This is a genomic window from Geodermatophilus sp. SYSU D00742 (assembly GCF_054049935.1).
Genome location: NZ_JBJGYJ010000026.1, coordinates 48,084 through 62,964, shown reverse-complemented (window position 1 = coordinate 62,964; position 14,881 = coordinate 48,084). Strand labels below are relative to the sequence as shown.

Below are 14,881 nucleotides of genomic sequence, written 5' to 3'. Positions count from 1 at the left end.
CGACCCCGGCCGCGCAGGGCGGGGTCGCGGCGCCACGGTCGAGGCGAGGTACCGGAGCGGGCCCTGCTGCGGGGGCCCGCGCCGAGCTCGCGAGGCGTGGGCCCCGGCAGCAGGGCCTTCCGTCAGACGCGGAAGCCGAGGGCCCGCAGCTGCTCGCGGCCGTCGTCGGTGATCTTGTCGGGGCCCCACGGCGGCATCCAGACCCAGTTGATCCGGATGTCGTCGACCAGCCCGGGCCCGGGACCGCCGGTCAGCGCCTGGCGGGCCTGGTCCTCGATGACGTCGGTCAGCGGGCAGGCCGCCGAGGTCAGCGTCATGTCGATGACGGCCACGTTGGACTCGTCGACGTCGATGCCGTAGACGAGGCCCAGGTCGACGACGTTGACCCCCAGCTCGGGGTCGACGACGTCGCGCATGGCCTCCTCGACGTCCTCGATCAGGGCCGACTTGTACGGCGGCAGCTCCGCCGGCGTCGCGTCGGCGGCGGTGTTCTCGGTCGTCTCGCTCATGCGTCCTGCCCTCCTGTCGGGGTGGTGGGGTGGGCGACGGACAGGGCCCGCGCGCTGGCGTCCTTGAGCGCCATCCAGCTCATCAGCGCGCACTTGATGCGCGCGGGGTACTTCGACACCCCGGCGAACGCCACGGCGTCCTCCAGCTCGTCCTCGAGCTTCTCGGCCACCGCCGCGTCGCCCTTGCTCTGCATCAGCGTCATGAAGTGCTCGCCGGTCCCGAGCGCCTCGGTCACGGTCTTCCCGATGACCAGGTCGTACATGGCCGACACCGACGCCTGGCTGATCGAGCAGCCCATGCCCTCGTAGGAGACGTCGGCGAGCCGGTCGCCGTCGAGGTGCACCCGCAGGGTCACCTCGTCACCGCAGGTCGGGTTGACGTGGTGCACCTCGGCCTCGAACGGCTCGCGCAGACCGCGGCCGTGCGGGTTCCGGTAGTGGTCCAGGATGATCTCCTGGTACATCGACTCCAACTGCATCAGGCACCAACCCCCGTCTGAGCGACGCCGAAGAACTCCTGGGCCTTCCGGACGGCGTCGGCCAGGGCGTCGATGTCGTCGTACCCGGTGTGCACGTAGAACGTCGCCCGCGTCGTGGCGGGGACGCCGTAGCGCCGCACCACCGGCCAGGCGCAGTGGTGGCCCACCCGGACCTCGACGCCGAGGTCGTCGAGGACCTGCCCGACGTCGTGCGGGTGGACCCCGTCGACGGTGAAGGAGATGGCGCCGCCGCGGGCCACGGTGTCGGGCGGGCCGATCACGGTGACGCCGGGGATCTCGGCCAGCGCCGCCAGCGCGTAGGCGGTCAGCGCCTCCTCGTGGGCCTGCACGTTCTCCATGCCCAGCGCCTGCAGGTACTCCACGGCCGCGGCCAGCCCGATCACCTGCGCGGTCATGGGCACGCCGGCCTCGAAGCGCTGCGGCGGGGGCATGAAGGTGCTGCCCTCCATGCGCACGACCTCGATCATCGAGCCACCGGTGAGGAACGGCGGCAGCGCGTCGAGCACCTCGTAGCGGCCCCACAGGACCCCGACCCCGGTGGGGCCCAGCATCTTGTGACCGGAGAAGACCAGGAAGTCCGCGCCCAGAGCGGTGACGTCGACCGGCTGGTGCGGCACCGACTGCGCGCCGTCGACCAGGACCAGCGCGCCGACCTCGTGGGCGCGGGCGACGATCTCACCGAGCGGGTTGATCGTGCCCAGGATGTTGGACTGCTGGGTGACCGCGACCAGCTTGGTCCGCTCGTTGACCACGGTGCCGAGGTCGGAGAGGTCCAGCCGGCCGTCGTCGGTGAGACCGAGCCAGCGGAGCGTGGCGCCGGTGCGCTCGCACAGCTGCTGCCACGGCACCAGGTTGGCGTGGTGCTCCATCTCGGTCACCACGATCTCGTCGCCCTGACCGACGGCGTACCGGCGGAACTGCTCCTCCTTCGCGGTGGCCGCGTTGGACAGCGCGTAGGCCACCAGGTTGATCGCCTCGGTGGTGTTGCGGGTGAAGACGATCTCCTCGGCCGGGGCGCCGACGAAGGCCCCGATCGTGGCGCGGGCCGCCTCGTAGCGGCCGGTCGCCTCCTCGGCCAGCTGGTGCGCGCCCCGGTGCGGGGCCGCGTTGCAGGTCTCGTAGAAGTCGCGCTCGGCGTCCAGGACGCTGCGCGGCTTCTGCGAGGTGGCCCCGGAGTCCAGGTAGACCAGCCGCTTCCCGTCGCGGACGGTGCGCGACAGGATCGGGAAGTCCGCCCGGATCGCCTCGACGTCCAGAGGCAGGGGCGCCTTCTGCGCCCCGGCATCGGGACGCGAGACGGTCTGGGTCATGACTGGAGGACCTCCGCGGTCGCCTTCTCGGCGCTGGCCTGCTCGTTGGAGTCCTTGACGTAGGCGGCGTAGCCCTCGTTCTCCAGCTTCTCCGCCAGCTCCGGGCCGCCCTCCTCGACGATCTTGCCGGCGACGAAGACGTGCACGAAGTCGGGCTTGATGTAGCGCAGGATGCGCGTGTAGTGGGTGATCAGCAGGACGCCGACCTCGCCCTCGGCGCGGGTGCGGTTGACGCCCTCGGAGACGACCCGCAGCGCGTCGACGTCCAGGCCGGAGTCGGTCTCGTCGAGGACGGCGATCTTCGGCTTGAGCAGCCGCATCTGCAGGATCTCGTGGCGCTTCTTCTCACCGCCGGAGAAGCCCTCGTTGACGTTGCGCTCGGCGAACGCCGGGTCCATCTCCAGGGCCGCCATCTCGTTCTTGACGTCCTTGACCCAGGTGCGCAGCTTCGGCGCCTCGCCCTGGACCGCGGTCGCGGCGGTGCGCAGGAAGTTCGACACCGAGACGCCGGGGACCTCGACCGGGTACTGCATGGCGAGGAACAGGCCGGCGCGGGCGCGCTCGTCGACGCTCATCGCGAGGACGTCCTCGCCGTCGAGGGTCACCGTGCCGCCGGTGATCGTGTACTTGGGGTGACCGGCGATCGAGTAGGCCAGGGTCGACTTGCCCGACCCGTTGGGGCCCATGATCGCGTGGGTCTCACCGGAGCGGACGGTCAGGTCGACACCGCGGAGGATCTCCTTGGTGTCGTCGCCCTCCCCCACGGTGACGTGCAGGTCGCGGATCTCCAGCACGGACACTTGTTCTTCTCGCTCCTCAGTTGCGGGCCGCGGGGACGGAGGCGTCGACGTCGACCAGGACGTCGTCGCCGTCGACCCGGACCGGGTAGACGGGCACCGGCTCGGTGGCCGGCAGGTTGGTGGGCTCGCCGGTGCGCAGGTCGAAGCACGACCCGTGCAGGTAGCACTCGATGGTCGGGGCGCCGTCGAGCTCCTCGACGTCGCCCTCGGACAGCGGGACCTCGGCGTGCGAGCAGAGGTCCTCGATCGCGTAGACCTCCCCCTCGAACCGGACCAGGGCGACGTCGACGTCCGCGAGCTCGACCCGGAGGGAGCCGTTCTCGGGGACCTCCGACAGCGCGCAGACCCGCTCGAAGCTCACGCCCCGACCTCCACCGGCTGCTCGTCCAGGCCGGGCAGCGCGCCGAGGCGGGCCTCGATCGAGCCCATCAGGCGGTCCTGCAGCTCGGGCAGGCCGATGTGCTGGACGACGTCGGCGAAGAAGCCGCGCACGACCAGCCGCCGGGCCGTCTCGGCGTCGATGCCGCGCGAGCAGAGGTAGAACAGCTGCTCGTCGTCGAACCGGCCGGTGGCGCTGGCGTGGCCGGCGCCGACGATCTCGCCGGTCTCGATCTCCAGGTTCGGCACCGAGTCGGCGCGGGCGCCGTCGGTGAGCACCAGGTTGCGGTTGAGCTCGTAGGTGTCGGTGCCGGTGGCCGCCGGGCGGATCCGGACGTCGCCGACCCACACCGTGTGCGCCTTCTCGCCCTGCAGCGCGCCCTTGTAGAGCACGTTGCTGGTGCAGTTGGGCACGGCGTGGTCGACCCACAGCCGGTGCTCCTGGTGCTGGGTCTCGTCGGCGAAGTAGACGCCGAACAGCTCCGCCGTCCCGCCGGGGCCGGCGTACTGCACGTTGCTCACCAGGCGGACGAGGTCGCCGCCGAGGGTCACCACGACCTGCTTGACCGTGGCGTCGCGGCCGACGACGGCGTCGAACTGGCCACCGTGCACGGCGCCGGGGGCCCAGTCCTGCACCGAGACCACGGTGACCTGCGCGCCGTCCCCGACGAGGACGGCGACGCCACCGGAGTACCTCGCCAGGCCGCTGTGGTCGAGGACGACGGTCGCCTCGGCGAAGGCGCCGACCTCGACGACCAGCTGGCCCCAGACGACCTCGTCGGAGCCGGTGCCCGACAGCCGCAGGGTGACCGGGCGGTCCAGGCGGGCCTCGGCCGGCACACGGACGACGGCGGCGCCGCCGCTGCGCTGGCGGGTGAGCGCGGCGAGCCGGTCGACCGGCTCGGGCAGCCCCTTGAGCAGGGGGTCGTCGGCGTCGACGCCGGTCAGCTCGACGCCCTCGGGCAGGTCGGTGTCCCACTGGAGGTGGGCCTCCGACGGGGCGCCCTGCAGCAGCGGGCGGATCCGGCGCATCGGGGTGAAGCGCCAGTCCTCCTCGCGGCCCGTGGGCTCACCGAAGGCGTCGGGGTCGGTGGAGGTGAACCGCTCGGCCGGGGAGCCGGTCGGCACCGGGCCGCCGTGCGAGTGCGCACCGGGGGTGGCGCGGCCCGCGGTGGCGGTCTCCGAGGCGGGGGTGGTCGGCGGGCCGGCCTGCGCACCCACGCCGGGGGCGAAGAGCTCGCCGGCGAGGGTGGCCGGCGCGACCGCGACGTCCTCGGTGGTGCTGGGGGTGTTCTGGTCCGGCATCAGCCGACGGCACCTTCCATCTGCAGTTCGATCAGGCGGTTGAGCTCGAGGGCGTACTCCATGGGGAGCTCGCGGGCGATCGGCTCCACGAAGCCGCGGACCACCATCGCCATCGCCTCGTCCTCGGACATGCCGCGGCTCATCAGGTAGAAGAGCTGGTCCTCGCTGACGCGGGAGACGGTCGCCTCGTGCCCCATGGCGACGTCGTCCTCGCGGACGTCGACGTAGGGGTAGGTGTCCGAGCGGCTGATGGTGTCGACCAGCAGCGCGTCGCACTTCACCGTCGACCGCGAGCCGTGGGCGCCCTCGTCGATCTGGACCAGGCCGCGGTAGGAGGTGCGGCCGCCGCCGCGGGCCACCGACTTCGACACGATGGTCGAGGAGGTGTTCGGGGCGGCGTGCACCATCTTCGCGCCGGCGTCCTGGTGCTGGCCCTCGCCCGCGAAGGCGATGGAGAGCACCTCGCCCTTCGCGTGCTCGCCGGTCATCCAGACCGCGGGGTACTTCATGGTCACCTTGGACCCGAGGTTGCCGTCGACCCACTCCATGGTCGCGCCCTCGTGGGCGATGGCCCGCTTGGTGACCAGGTTGTAGACGTTGTTCGACCAGTTCTGGATGGTCGTGTACCGGCAGCGCGCGTTCTTCCTGACGATGATCTCGACGACCGCGGAGTGCAGCGAGTCCGACTTGTAGATCGGCGCGGTGCAGCCCTCGACGTAGTGCACGTAGGCGCCCTCGTCGACGATGATCAGCGTCCGCTCGAACTGGCCCATGTTCTCGGTGTTGATCCGGAAGTAGGCCTGCAGCGGGATCTCGACGTGCACGCCCTTCGGCACGTAGATGAACGAGCCACCCGACCACACCGCGGTGTTCAGCGCGGCGAACTTGTTGTCGCCCGACGGGATGACCGAGCCGAAGTACTCCTTGAAGAGGTCCTCGTGCTCCTTGAGCGCGGTGTCGGTGTCGAGGAAGACGACACCCTGCTCCTCGAGGTCCTCACGGATCTTGTGGTAGACGACCTCGGACTCGTACTGGGCGGCGACACCGGCGACCAGCCGCTGCTTCTCGGCCTCCGGGATGCCCAGCCTGTCGTAGGTGTTCTTGATGTCCTCGGGCAGCTCCTCCCACGAGGTCGCCTGGGCCTCGGTGGAGCGCACGAAGTACTTGATGTTCTGGAAGTCGATCCCGGACAGGTCCGAGCCCCAGTCGGGCATCGGCTTCCGGTCGAACAGCTTGAGGGCCTTCAGGCGGCGCTCGAGCATCCACTCGGGCTCGTTCTTGCGGCGGGAGATGTCCCGGACGACGTCCTCGGACAGACCCCGTCGCGCGGAGGCACCGGCGACGTCGGCGTCAGCCCAGCCGTACTGGTAGCGGCCGAGCTGCTCGATCTGCTCGTCCTGCGTCAGCGGCGCGCTGGTCACCGGCTGCTGGGTGCTGGTCATACGGGCGTCCTCTCCCGGTCGAACGTGTGGGTGGAGCTGGTGGACGGTGCGGTGCGCGTGGTCGCCGTCGTCGGCTGCGCTCCCCGCTCACCTGGTACAGGGCGCGCGGGGGCCGATCTGTTCCCCGCGCGGTTGTGAGCAAGGACCCCGTCCTCGGCCTCGTACGGAGGCCCGCCCTCAGCGCGCGAGGGGTGAGGGGCACGGGGTCCCCTTCGGGGCCACGGGCCTGCACCCGCCCGGACCGGCCCCGGGATGTGGGTGGTGCAGACGCCGTCGCCGTGCGCGATCGTGGCCAGCCGCTGGACGTGGGTACCCACCAGCCGGCCGATCACCGCCGTCTCGGCCTCGCACAGCTGCGGGAACTCCGCCGCCACGTGCGCCACCGGGCAGTGGTGCTGGCAGAGCTGCCCGCCGCTGGAGATCGCCGAGGCCGACGCAGCGTAGCCCTCAGCCGTCAGGGCCGCCGCAAGCACCTGCGCCCGGTCGACGGTGCCGCTCGCGGCGGCCTGCTCGACGGCCGTGGAGCAGCGCTCCTCGAGCCGGGAGAGCTGGGCCTCGGCGACCGCGCGGACGGCGTCGGGACCGCCGGAGGCGGCCACGTACCGCAGTGCGGTCAGCGCCAGGTCGTCGTACGCGTGCGGGAAGCCGGAGCGCCCGGCGTCGGTGAGGTGGAACAGCCGTGCCGGCCGGCCGCGGCCGCGGCGGGCCGTGCCGCCACCCAGCCGCTCCTCGACCCGACCGGTCGCGACCAGCGCGTCGAGGTGCCGGCGGACGGCGGTCGGCGAGACACCCAGCCGGGCGGCCAGTTCGGTCGCGGTCTGCGGCCCGTGCTCCAGGAGGAGCTCGGTGACGCGGTGCCGCGTGCGCCCGTCGTCGGCGCCGGCCGACGGTCGGGGCGGTGGCACCGTTCCGGTGCCCACCTGCACGTGGTCGCTTTCCACAACACGAGTGTTACCTATTTCCGGACGACCGCAAGCAAGGCGGACCTAAGTCCCTTGCGCCCCGGGACCCCCGGCCGTGGCCGGCACCGTGGTCCCGCGTCCGGCTGTGACCAAGGCCTCATCCGGTCGTGGACGACGCGGCGCCGGCGGGCTCGTCGACGACGGTGCCCTCCGAGGCGCCGGGCCCCGGCCCCGTGCCGTCCGTCCACGCGCCGGCGCCCGGGATCACCTCCCGGAGGGTCCGGACCGCAGGCCGCGACCGCCTAGCATCGGTCCGTGCCGGTCTCCCCTGCCGTCGTCTCGCGGTTCGCCCTGGCCAACGCCGTCGCCAACGGCGCGATCGTCGTCACCGGCGGAGCCGTCCGGCTCACCGGTTCCGGCCTGGGGTGCCCCACCTGGCCGCGGTGCACCGACGAGAGCTTCGTGGCGACGCCGGAGCTCGCCGGACACGGCGCCATCGAGTTCGGCAACCGGCTGCTGACCTTCGTGCTGGCGGCCGTGGCGATCGCCACCGTCGTGGCCGTGTTCCGCTCCGCCCGACGCGACCTGCGTGGTCTCGCCGTCCTGGCGTTCCTGGGCATCCCGGCGCAGGCGCTGCTCGGCGGCGTCACCGTGCTCACCGGGCTGAACCCGTGGACGGTGGCCGCCCACTTCCTGGTGTCGTCGGTCCTGGTCGCGGTGACGACCGTGCTGTGGCTGCGTTCGCGGGAGCCGGGGGTCGGCCGGCTGCTGGTCCGCCGTCCGTTCGCGCTGCTGGTGACCGGGATCGGCGTGGCCACCGCCGCCGTCCTGGTGCTGGGCACGGTGGTGACCGGCAGTGGCCCGCACAGCGGCGACCCCGGCGCCGGCCGCACCGGCTTCGACCCCGAGCTGGTCAGCCAGCTGCACGCCGACTCGGTCTTCCTGCTGCTCGGCCTGACCATCGCACTGCTGGTCGCGCTGCACGCCACGGACTCCCCCGGCCGCGTCGAGCGGGCCGCCCGCGACCTGCTCGTCGTCCAGCTCCTCCAGGGTGTCGTGGGCTACGTGCAGTACTTCACCGAGCTGCCGATCACCCTGGTGCTGCTGCACATGCTGGGCGCGGTGCTGGTGACGGCGTTCACCGCCCGCCTGGTGTGGTCGGTGCGCGGGCCGGCGCCCGAGCTGCCGCTGGGCGCCCCCTCGGTCCCGGCCGCCGCCACCCGCTGACCGGCGCGGCTCCCCCGAGGCCGGGGACACCGCGCGAGTCCGGGGCCCGGCCCGGACCGGGGACGGGACCTGGCCGCGGTGCCGTCCGGACGACGGCAGTGTCACGGGCCCCCGAGCGTGGACGGGCGTGCGGGCTCCGCCTGGTACGGGGACGGCACGTGGCCGCGGTGTCGGCCGGCAGGCCGACGGGGTGCACCGCTCAGACGAGGACGTCGACGATGATCGCGACCGACAGCAGGGTCATGTACGTGATCGAGATGTGGAACAGCTGCATCGGCTTGGTCTCCGCGCCGGAGCGGATGCGCCGGAGCAGCCGGTGCGCCTCGACGGCGAACCACAGGCCCAGGGCGGCCGCGGCGGCGGTGTAGATCCAGCCGATGCCGAACCCGTCGGCCACCGGCCACAGCAGCAGCGAGACGGCGACGGTCAGCCAGGTCCAGACGACGGTCTGCCGGCCCACCGACACCGCGGAGGCCACCACCGGCAGCATCGGCACGTCGGCGCGGGCGTAGTCGGCGCGGAACCGCATGGCCAGCGCCCAGAAGTGCGGCATCTGCCAGCAGAAGACGACGCCGAAGAAGACGACCGCGGGCCAGGCCAGCGAGCCGGTCACCGCGGCCCAGCCGATGAGCACCGGTGCCGCTCCGGGGACCCCGCCGAACTCGGTGCTGCGGCGGGTGTACCGCTTGAACACCATCGTGTAGAGGACCGCGTAGTACACGATCGCGGCGAGGGCCAGGACCGCTGCGAGCACCGTGGTGGTCGCGGCCAGCAGACCGACCGACACCACGGTGAGCACCAGCCCGAACACCAGGGCCGCGCGTGGGCTGACCTCGCCCATCGGCAGCGGCCGGCGCTCGGTGCGGTGCATGAGCCGGTCGATGTCGCGGTCGTACCAGCAGTTGAAGACGTTGGCCGCACCGGCGGCGAGGGTGCCGCCGACCATCGTGGCGATCAGCAGGCGCCAGGACGGCCAGCCCCCGGAGGCCAGCATCATCGCCGGCAGCGTGGTGACCAGCAGCAGCTCGATGATCCGCGGCTTGGTCAGCGCCACGTAGGCGCGCACGGTGGAGGAGAGGCGACGGGCCTGCAGGGCCGGGCGCTCCGACAGCGCGGTCACCGCGAGGCCTCGGGTGCGCAGGCACACGGGCAGGGCACCACCGGGCACCTGGACAGCACGAGGTCCCTTCCGAGAGGGGACGGGAGAACGGACCAACTGTAGCCCGCGCCCGCCGCCGCCACGGGCGGGCATGACTAGGGTCTCGTCACGTTGGTGCTGCGCATGCAGCGGGTAGGGCCGACGTCGACGACGACGGTGCGTCCAGGTCCGGCGCGACGGGCTGCGGGCACGCGCGACGGCCGGTCGCTGGAGCCGCGCACCGTCGTCCGCCCGCGGTCGGTTGGTCTCCACCGGTCGTCCCGGGCGGTCCCGCACAGGCCGACCCCGAGGGAGCACCCGCAAGATGGGAACCAGAAGCACCGCGTCCGAGGCTCCGGCCGAGGCGGCGACCGACGCACCGACCGGCAACCCGAGCCAGCCCTCCCCCACCCTGCCCGAGGGCTTCGGTGAGCTCGACCGGCGGGTCATCGACACCGCCCGGGTGCTCGCGATGGACGCCGTCCAGAAGGTCGGCAACGGCCACCCCGGGACGGCGATGAGCATGGCGCCGACCGCCTACCTGCTGTTCCACAAGTGGCTGCGGCACGACCCGAGGGACCCGCAGTGGGTGGCCCGGGACCGCTTCGTCCTCTCGATGGGCCACTCGAGCCTGACCCTCTACATCCAGCTCTACCTCTCCGGCTACGGCCTGGAGCTGGAGGACCTGCAGGCGCTGCGCACGTGGGGTTCGAAGACGCCTGGTCACCCCGAGGTCAACCACACCCCCGGCGTGGAGACGACGACCGGGCCGCTGGGCCAGGGCGTGGCCAACGCGGTCGGCATGGCGATGGCGTCGCGGCGCGAGCGCGGGCTGCTCGACCCCGACGCCCCCGAGGGCCAGAGCCTGTTCGACCACACCATCTGGGTCTTCGCCTCCGACGGCGACCTGGAGGAGGGCGTCAGCGGCGAGGCGTCCTCGCTGGCCGGCACGCAGAAGCTCGGCAACCTGGTGCTCGTCTACGACGACAACCGGATCTCGATCGAGGACGACACGAACGTCGCCTTCACCGAGGACGTCGGCAAGCGGTACGAGGCCTACGGCTGGCACGTCCAGCACGTGGACGACGGCGAGGACCTCGCCGCGGTGGACGCGGCCTTCGCCGCCGCCAAGGCCGAGACCACCCGCCCCTCGATCATCGTGCTGCGGACGATCATCGCCTGGCCCGCGCCGAACAAGCAGAACACCGGCGCCGCGCACGGCTCCGCGCTCGGCGAGGACGAGGTGCGGGCCACCAAGGAGATCCTCGGCTTCGACCCCGAGCGCACCTTCGAGGTGGCCGACGAGGTGCTGGCCCACGCCCGATCGGTCGTCGAGAAGGGCGCGGAGGACCACGCCGAGTGGCAGCGGCGCTTCCAGGAGTGGCAGCAGGCCAACGGCGAGGCCGCGGCGCTGCTCGATCGCATGACCACCCGGACGCTGCCGGAGGGTTTCGCCGGGCACCTGCCGACCTGGGACGCCGACGCCAAGGGCGTGGCCACCCGCAAGGCCTCCGGTGAGGTGCTCGCCGCGCTCTACCCGGTCCTGCCGGAGCTGTGGGGCGGGTCGGCCGACCTGGCCGAGAGCAACAACACCGCCGTCAAGGGCGAACCGTCGTTCCTGCCCTCGGACCGGCAGACGAAGATGTGGTCGGGTGGCCCGTACGGCCGCACGCTCCACTTCGGCGTCCGCGAGCACGCCATGGGCGCGATCATGAACGGCATCGCGCTGCACGGCGGCACCCGCGTCTACGGCGGCACGTTCCTCACCTTCTCCGACTACATGCGCGGGGCGGTGCGGCTGGCCGCGCTCATGCAGCTGCCGGTCACCTACGTGTGGACGCACGACTCGATCGGCCTGGGCGAGGACGGCCCGACCCACCAGCCGATCGAGCACTTCGCCGCGCTGCGCGCCATCCCGGGCCTGGACGTCGTCCGGCCGGCCGACGCCAACGAGGTGTCGGTGGCATGGCGGACGATCCTGGAGAACAACGACCGGCCCGCCGGGATCCTGCTGTCGCGGCAGAACCTGCCGGTCTTCGACCGGGGGCAGTTCGCGTCGGCCGACGGTGTCGCCCGGGGCGCGTACGTGCTGGCCGAGGCCTCGAACGGCGAACCCGAGGTGATCCTGCTCGGCACCGGCTCCGAGGTGCAGATCGCGGTGGCCGCGCGGGAGCGGCTGGAGGCCGAGGGCGTGCCGACACGGGTCGTGTCGGTCCCCTGCGTCGAGTGGTTCGCCGACCAGGAGCAGGCCTACAAGGACGAGGTGCTCCCGCCGTCGGTGCGCGCCCGGGTCAGCGTCGAGGCAGGCGTGCCCATGGGCTGGCGTGAGTTCGTCGGCGACGCCGGCCGGATCGTCGGCCTCACCCACTACGGGGCCAGCGCCGCCTACAGCGTCCTCTACGAGGAGTTCGGCCTCACCGACGAGGCCGTCGTGGCCGCCGCGCGCGAGAGCATCGAGGACGCACGGTCGGGCGCGGGCGTCCCGGCCGGTCCGGTCCCGGCCACCGGCGGCCTGCCGCACCCCACCGGCGACCGCTGAGCGAGGCCACCGCCCCACGACTCGTCGGAGGACTCCCTCCTCCGCACCGCTCGCGCACCCCGCGGTGGGCCTCGGACGGGGCCACACGATCACCCAACCGAGAAGGGCAAGAGACCATGGCACAGAACGAGAAGCTGGCCGAGCTGTCGGGGGCCGGGGTCGCCGTCTGGCTCGACGACCTGTCCCGCGACCGCATCCGCACCGGCAACCTGCAGTCGCTGGTCGACGAGCACTCCGTCGTGGGTGTCACCACGAACCCGACGATCTTCGCGGCGGCGATCAGCGGGTCGGAGTCCTACGACGACCAGCTGCACGCCCTCGCCGTCCGCAGGGTGAGCGTGGAGGAGGCGCTGCGCACGATCACCGCCTCCGACGTGCGCGACGCGTGCGACCTGCTGGCCCCGGTCGCCGAGCGGCAGCCCGGCGACGGGCGGGTGTCCCTGGAGGTCGCCCCCGGGCTCGCGCACGACACCGACGCCACGGCCGCCGAGGCGGCGCACCTGTGGTGGCTGGTGGACCGGACGAACCTGTACATCAAGATCCCGGCGACCGAGGCCGGCCTGCCGGCGATCACGACGTCGATCTCCCGCGGGATCAGTGTCAACGTCACCCTCATCTTCAGCCTGGAGCGCTACCGGGCGGTCATGGACGCCTACCTGTCCGGCCTGGAGAAGCGGGTGGCCGAGGGCGGATCTCTCGACGGCATCGCGTCGGTCGCCTCGTTCTTCGTGTCCCGCGTGGACTCCGAGATCGACAAGCGGCTGGACGCGGCCGGCGCCGACCCCGCGCTGAAGGGCAAGGCGGCCCTGGCCAACGCCCAGCTGGCCTACCAGGCCTACGAGGAGGTCTTCTCCTCCGACCGCTGGAAGGCCCTCGAGGCCCGGGGCGCCCGGCCGCAGCGGCCGCTGTGGGCGTCCACGGGGGTCAAGAACCCCGACTACCCCGACACCCTCTACGTCAGCGAGCTCATCGCCCCCGGCACGGTCAACACCATGCCGGAGAAGACCCTGATGGCCTACGCCGACCACGGCAGCCCCGGCACCCCGGTGCAGAAGACCTACGACGAGGCCGCCTCGGTCATGCAGTCCATCAGCGACGCCGGGGTCGACCTCGACGACGTCTTCCGGGTGCTGGAGGAGGAGGGCGTGCAGAAGTTCGTCGACTCCTGGGACGAGCTCACCGAGTCGGTACGCACCCAGCTCCAGGACAAGGCGTGACCTTGCGCTTCTCCTGCGCCGGACTCGACGTCCCGCAGGCCGTCCGCACCCAGCTGGCCGACGACGACGTCGCCGACCGGCTGGTGCGCAAGGACCCCACCCTGTGGGGTCCCGAGGCCGAGACCGAGGCGTCGGTCCGGCTGGGGTGGCTCGACCTGCCGGCCACGTCGCGGGAGCTGGTCCCGCGGCTGGCCGCACTGCGCGCCGAGGTGCAGGCCGAGGGCCTGGACCGGGTCGTGCTGTGCGGCATGGGCGGCTCCTCGCTCGCCCCCGAGGTGGTCTGCCGGACCGCCGGCGCCCCACTGGTCGTCCTGGACACCACCGACCCCGGCCAGGTGACCGCGGCGCTGACCGACCTGGACCGCACGCTCGTGGTGGTCAGCTCCAAGTCCGGCGGCACGGTGGAGACCGACAGCCACCGCCGCGCGTTCGTGGACGCCTTCGCCGCGGCCGGGCTGGACGAGCAGCAGATCGGGGCGCGGTTCGTCGTCGTCACCGACCCCGGCTCCCCGCTGGCGGAGACGGCGGCGGCGATGGGTGCCCGCGCGGTGTTCCTCGCCGACCCCACCGTGGGCGGGCGCTACAGCGCCCTGTCGGCCTTCGGCCTGGTCCCCGCGGCGCTGGCCGGCGCCGACGTCGCGGCGCTGCTGGAGGACGCCGCCGGGCTGGCCGAGCACCTGGCCGAGCCCGGCAACCCCGCCCTGGAGCTCGGGGTGGCACTGGGCGCGGGCTTCCGCACCGGCCGGGACAAGGTCGCCCTGGCCGAGAGCGGCCCGGTCCCCACCGGCTTCGGGGACTGGGCCGAGCAACTGATCGCCGAGTCCACGGGCAAGCAGGGACGTGGCCTGCTGCCCGTGGTGCTGGAGTCCCCCGACGCGCCGGGCGCCTCGGACCGGGACACCCTGCTCGCCGTCGTCGGCGGTGAGCCGGTCGCCCCGGGCCCCTCGGTCGGCGTCACCGGCCCGCTCGGCGCCCAGTTCCTGGGCTGGGAGTACGCGACGGCGGTGGCCGGTCACCTGCTCGGCATCAACCCGTTCGACCAGCCGAACGTCACCGAGAGCAAGGAGAACACCCAGCGGCTCCTGGCCGCCGGGCTGCCCGACGAGAAGCCGCTGGCCACCATCGGCGCGGTCGAGCTGTACGCCGGCGGCGACGTCCTCGACCAGGTCGACCTGAGCCAGCACGACGGCGTCCGCCTGGCGCTCGACGCGCTGATGGCCGCCGTCCCGCCGCGCGGCTACCTCGCCGTGATGGCCTACCTGGACCGCGAGCGCGACGCCCGCGCCGCGGAGCTGCGCGCAGCGCTGGCCACCCGCACCCGCCACGCGGTCACCTTCGGCTGGGGCCCACGGTTCCTGCACTCCACCGGCCAGTACCACAAGGGCGGGCCGCAGACGGGGGCGTTCCTCCAGCTCACCGGCGCCGTGGACGTCGACCTGCCGGTGCCCGACCGGCCGTACACCTTCGGCACCCTGCAGGCGGCCCAGGCCGCCGGCGACCGCCAGGCCCTGGCCGACCGTGGCCGTCCCCTGCTCCGCCTGCACCTGACCGACCGGGCCGCCGGCGTCGGGCAACTGCTCGACGCGCTGCGCTGACCGGTGTCGGCCAGGATCG

The 14,881-nt window shown here is 72.9% G+C and carries 13 protein-coding genes; 4 read left to right on the top strand and 9 right to left on the bottom strand.

Features of this window, described 5'->3' with window-relative positions; genetic code table 11:
• Positions 1-122 precede the first annotated feature (122 nt).
• From ACI78V_RS16960 to ACI78V_RS16925, 8 genes are read right to left on the bottom strand one after another with little or no spacing between them, the layout of a single operon-like run.
• Positions 123-509 carry a metal-sulfur cluster assembly factor gene (locus ACI78V_RS16960; protein WP_456852801.1) on the bottom strand — a complete coding sequence of 129 codons (387 nt, stop codon included), beginning with the start codon at positions 507-509 and terminating at the stop codon, positions 123-125.
• Positions 506-988 (bottom strand): Fe-S cluster assembly sulfur transfer protein SufU, encoded by a 483-nt coding sequence (gene sufU, locus ACI78V_RS16955; protein ID WP_456852799.1) that lies wholly within the window; start codon positions 986-988, stop codon positions 506-508. Before sufU ends, ACI78V_RS16960 begins: the two co-directional genes overlap by 4 nt.
• Positions 988-2,319, bottom strand: a complete 1,332-nt coding sequence (locus ACI78V_RS16950) for a cysteine desulfurase (protein WP_456852797.1) — start codon at positions 2,317-2,319, stop codon at positions 988-990. The genes sufU and ACI78V_RS16950 overlap by 1 nt, the downstream gene beginning before the upstream one ends.
• Positions 2,316-3,119, bottom strand: coding sequence for a Fe-S cluster assembly ATPase SufC (gene sufC, locus ACI78V_RS16945; RefSeq protein ID WP_456852795.1), 804 nt, complete (start codon positions 3,117-3,119; stop codon positions 2,316-2,318). Before sufC ends, ACI78V_RS16950 begins: the two co-directional genes overlap by 4 nt.
• 16 nt (positions 3,120-3,135) lie before the next feature.
• A complete protein-coding gene (locus ACI78V_RS16940) occupies positions 3,136-3,480 on the bottom strand; it encodes a non-heme iron oxygenase ferredoxin subunit (protein WP_456852793.1) in 345 nt (114 codons plus the stop codon).
• The gene (gene sufD, locus ACI78V_RS16935) at positions 3,477-4,802 is read right to left on the bottom strand and encodes a Fe-S cluster assembly protein SufD (RefSeq protein WP_456852791.1); all 1,326 of its coding nucleotides are present in this window, start codon (positions 4,800-4,802) and stop codon (positions 3,477-3,479) included. Before sufD ends, ACI78V_RS16940 begins: the two co-directional genes overlap by 4 nt.
• Positions 4,802-6,244, bottom strand: coding sequence for a Fe-S cluster assembly protein SufB (gene sufB, locus ACI78V_RS16930; protein WP_456852789.1), 1,443 nt, complete (start codon positions 6,242-6,244; stop codon positions 4,802-4,804). The genes sufD and sufB overlap by 1 nt, the downstream gene beginning before the upstream one ends.
• On the bottom strand, positions 6,241-7,185 hold the full coding sequence (locus ACI78V_RS16925; protein ID WP_456852787.1) for a helix-turn-helix transcriptional regulator: 945 nt from the start codon (positions 7,183-7,185) through the stop codon (positions 6,241-6,243). The genes sufB and ACI78V_RS16925 overlap by 4 nt, the downstream gene beginning before the upstream one ends.
• Positions 7,186-7,461: 276 nt before the next feature.
• Between ACI78V_RS16925 and ACI78V_RS16920 the strand changes: the two genes are divergently transcribed.
• Positions 7,462-8,373, top strand: coding sequence for a COX15/CtaA family protein (locus tag ACI78V_RS16920; RefSeq protein WP_456852785.1), 912 nt, complete (start codon positions 7,462-7,464; stop codon positions 8,371-8,373).
• A gap of 199 nt (positions 8,374-8,572) precedes the next feature.
• Here the strand turns inward: ACI78V_RS16920 and ACI78V_RS16915 are convergent, their stop codons facing one another.
• Complete coding sequence (locus ACI78V_RS16915; protein WP_456852783.1) at positions 8,573-9,493, bottom strand: heme o synthase; 921 nt, start codon at positions 9,491-9,493, stop codon at positions 8,573-8,575.
• Between the two features lie 343 nt (positions 9,494-9,836).
• Between ACI78V_RS16915 and tkt the strand changes: the two genes are divergently transcribed.
• From tkt to ACI78V_RS16900, 3 genes are all read left to right on the top strand, one after another.
• Complete coding sequence (gene tkt / locus ACI78V_RS16910; RefSeq protein ID WP_456852781.1) at positions 9,837-12,050, top strand: transketolase; 2,214 nt, start codon at positions 9,837-9,839, stop codon at positions 12,048-12,050.
• Positions 12,051-12,166: 116 nt separating this feature from the next.
• Complete coding sequence (gene tal / locus ACI78V_RS16905; protein WP_456852779.1) at positions 12,167-13,267, top strand: transaldolase; 1,101 nt, start codon at positions 12,167-12,169, stop codon at positions 13,265-13,267.
• Complete coding sequence (locus ACI78V_RS16900; protein ID WP_456852777.1) at positions 13,264-14,862, top strand: glucose-6-phosphate isomerase; 1,599 nt, start codon at positions 13,264-13,266, stop codon at positions 14,860-14,862. The genes tal and ACI78V_RS16900 overlap by 4 nt, the downstream gene beginning before the upstream one ends.
• Positions 14,863-14,881 lie beyond the last annotated feature (19 nt).

Coding starts and splice junctions, on each gene's coding strand:
- ACI78V_RS16960 (WP_456852801.1), bottom strand. CDS start 509: ATGAGCGAGACGACCGAGAACACCGCCGCCGACGCGACGCCGGCGGAG.
- sufU (WP_456852799.1), bottom strand. CDS start 988: ATGCAGTTGGAGTCGATGTACCAGGAGATCATCCTGGACCACTACCGG.
- ACI78V_RS16950 (WP_456852797.1), bottom strand. CDS start 2,319: ATGACCCAGACCGTCTCGCGTCCCGATGCCGGGGCGCAGAAGGCGCCC.
- sufD (WP_456852791.1), bottom strand. CDS start 4,802: ATGCCGGACCAGAACACCCCCAGCACCACCGAGGACGTCGCGGTCGCG.
- sufB (WP_456852789.1), bottom strand. CDS start 6,244: ATGACCAGCACCCAGCAGCCGGTGACCAGCGCGCCGCTGACGCAGGAC.
- tkt (WP_456852781.1), top strand. CDS start 9,837: ATGGGAACCAGAAGCACCGCGTCCGAGGCTCCGGCCGAGGCGGCGACC.
- tal (WP_456852779.1), top strand. CDS start 12,167: ATGGCACAGAACGAGAAGCTGGCCGAGCTGTCGGGGGCCGGGGTCGCC.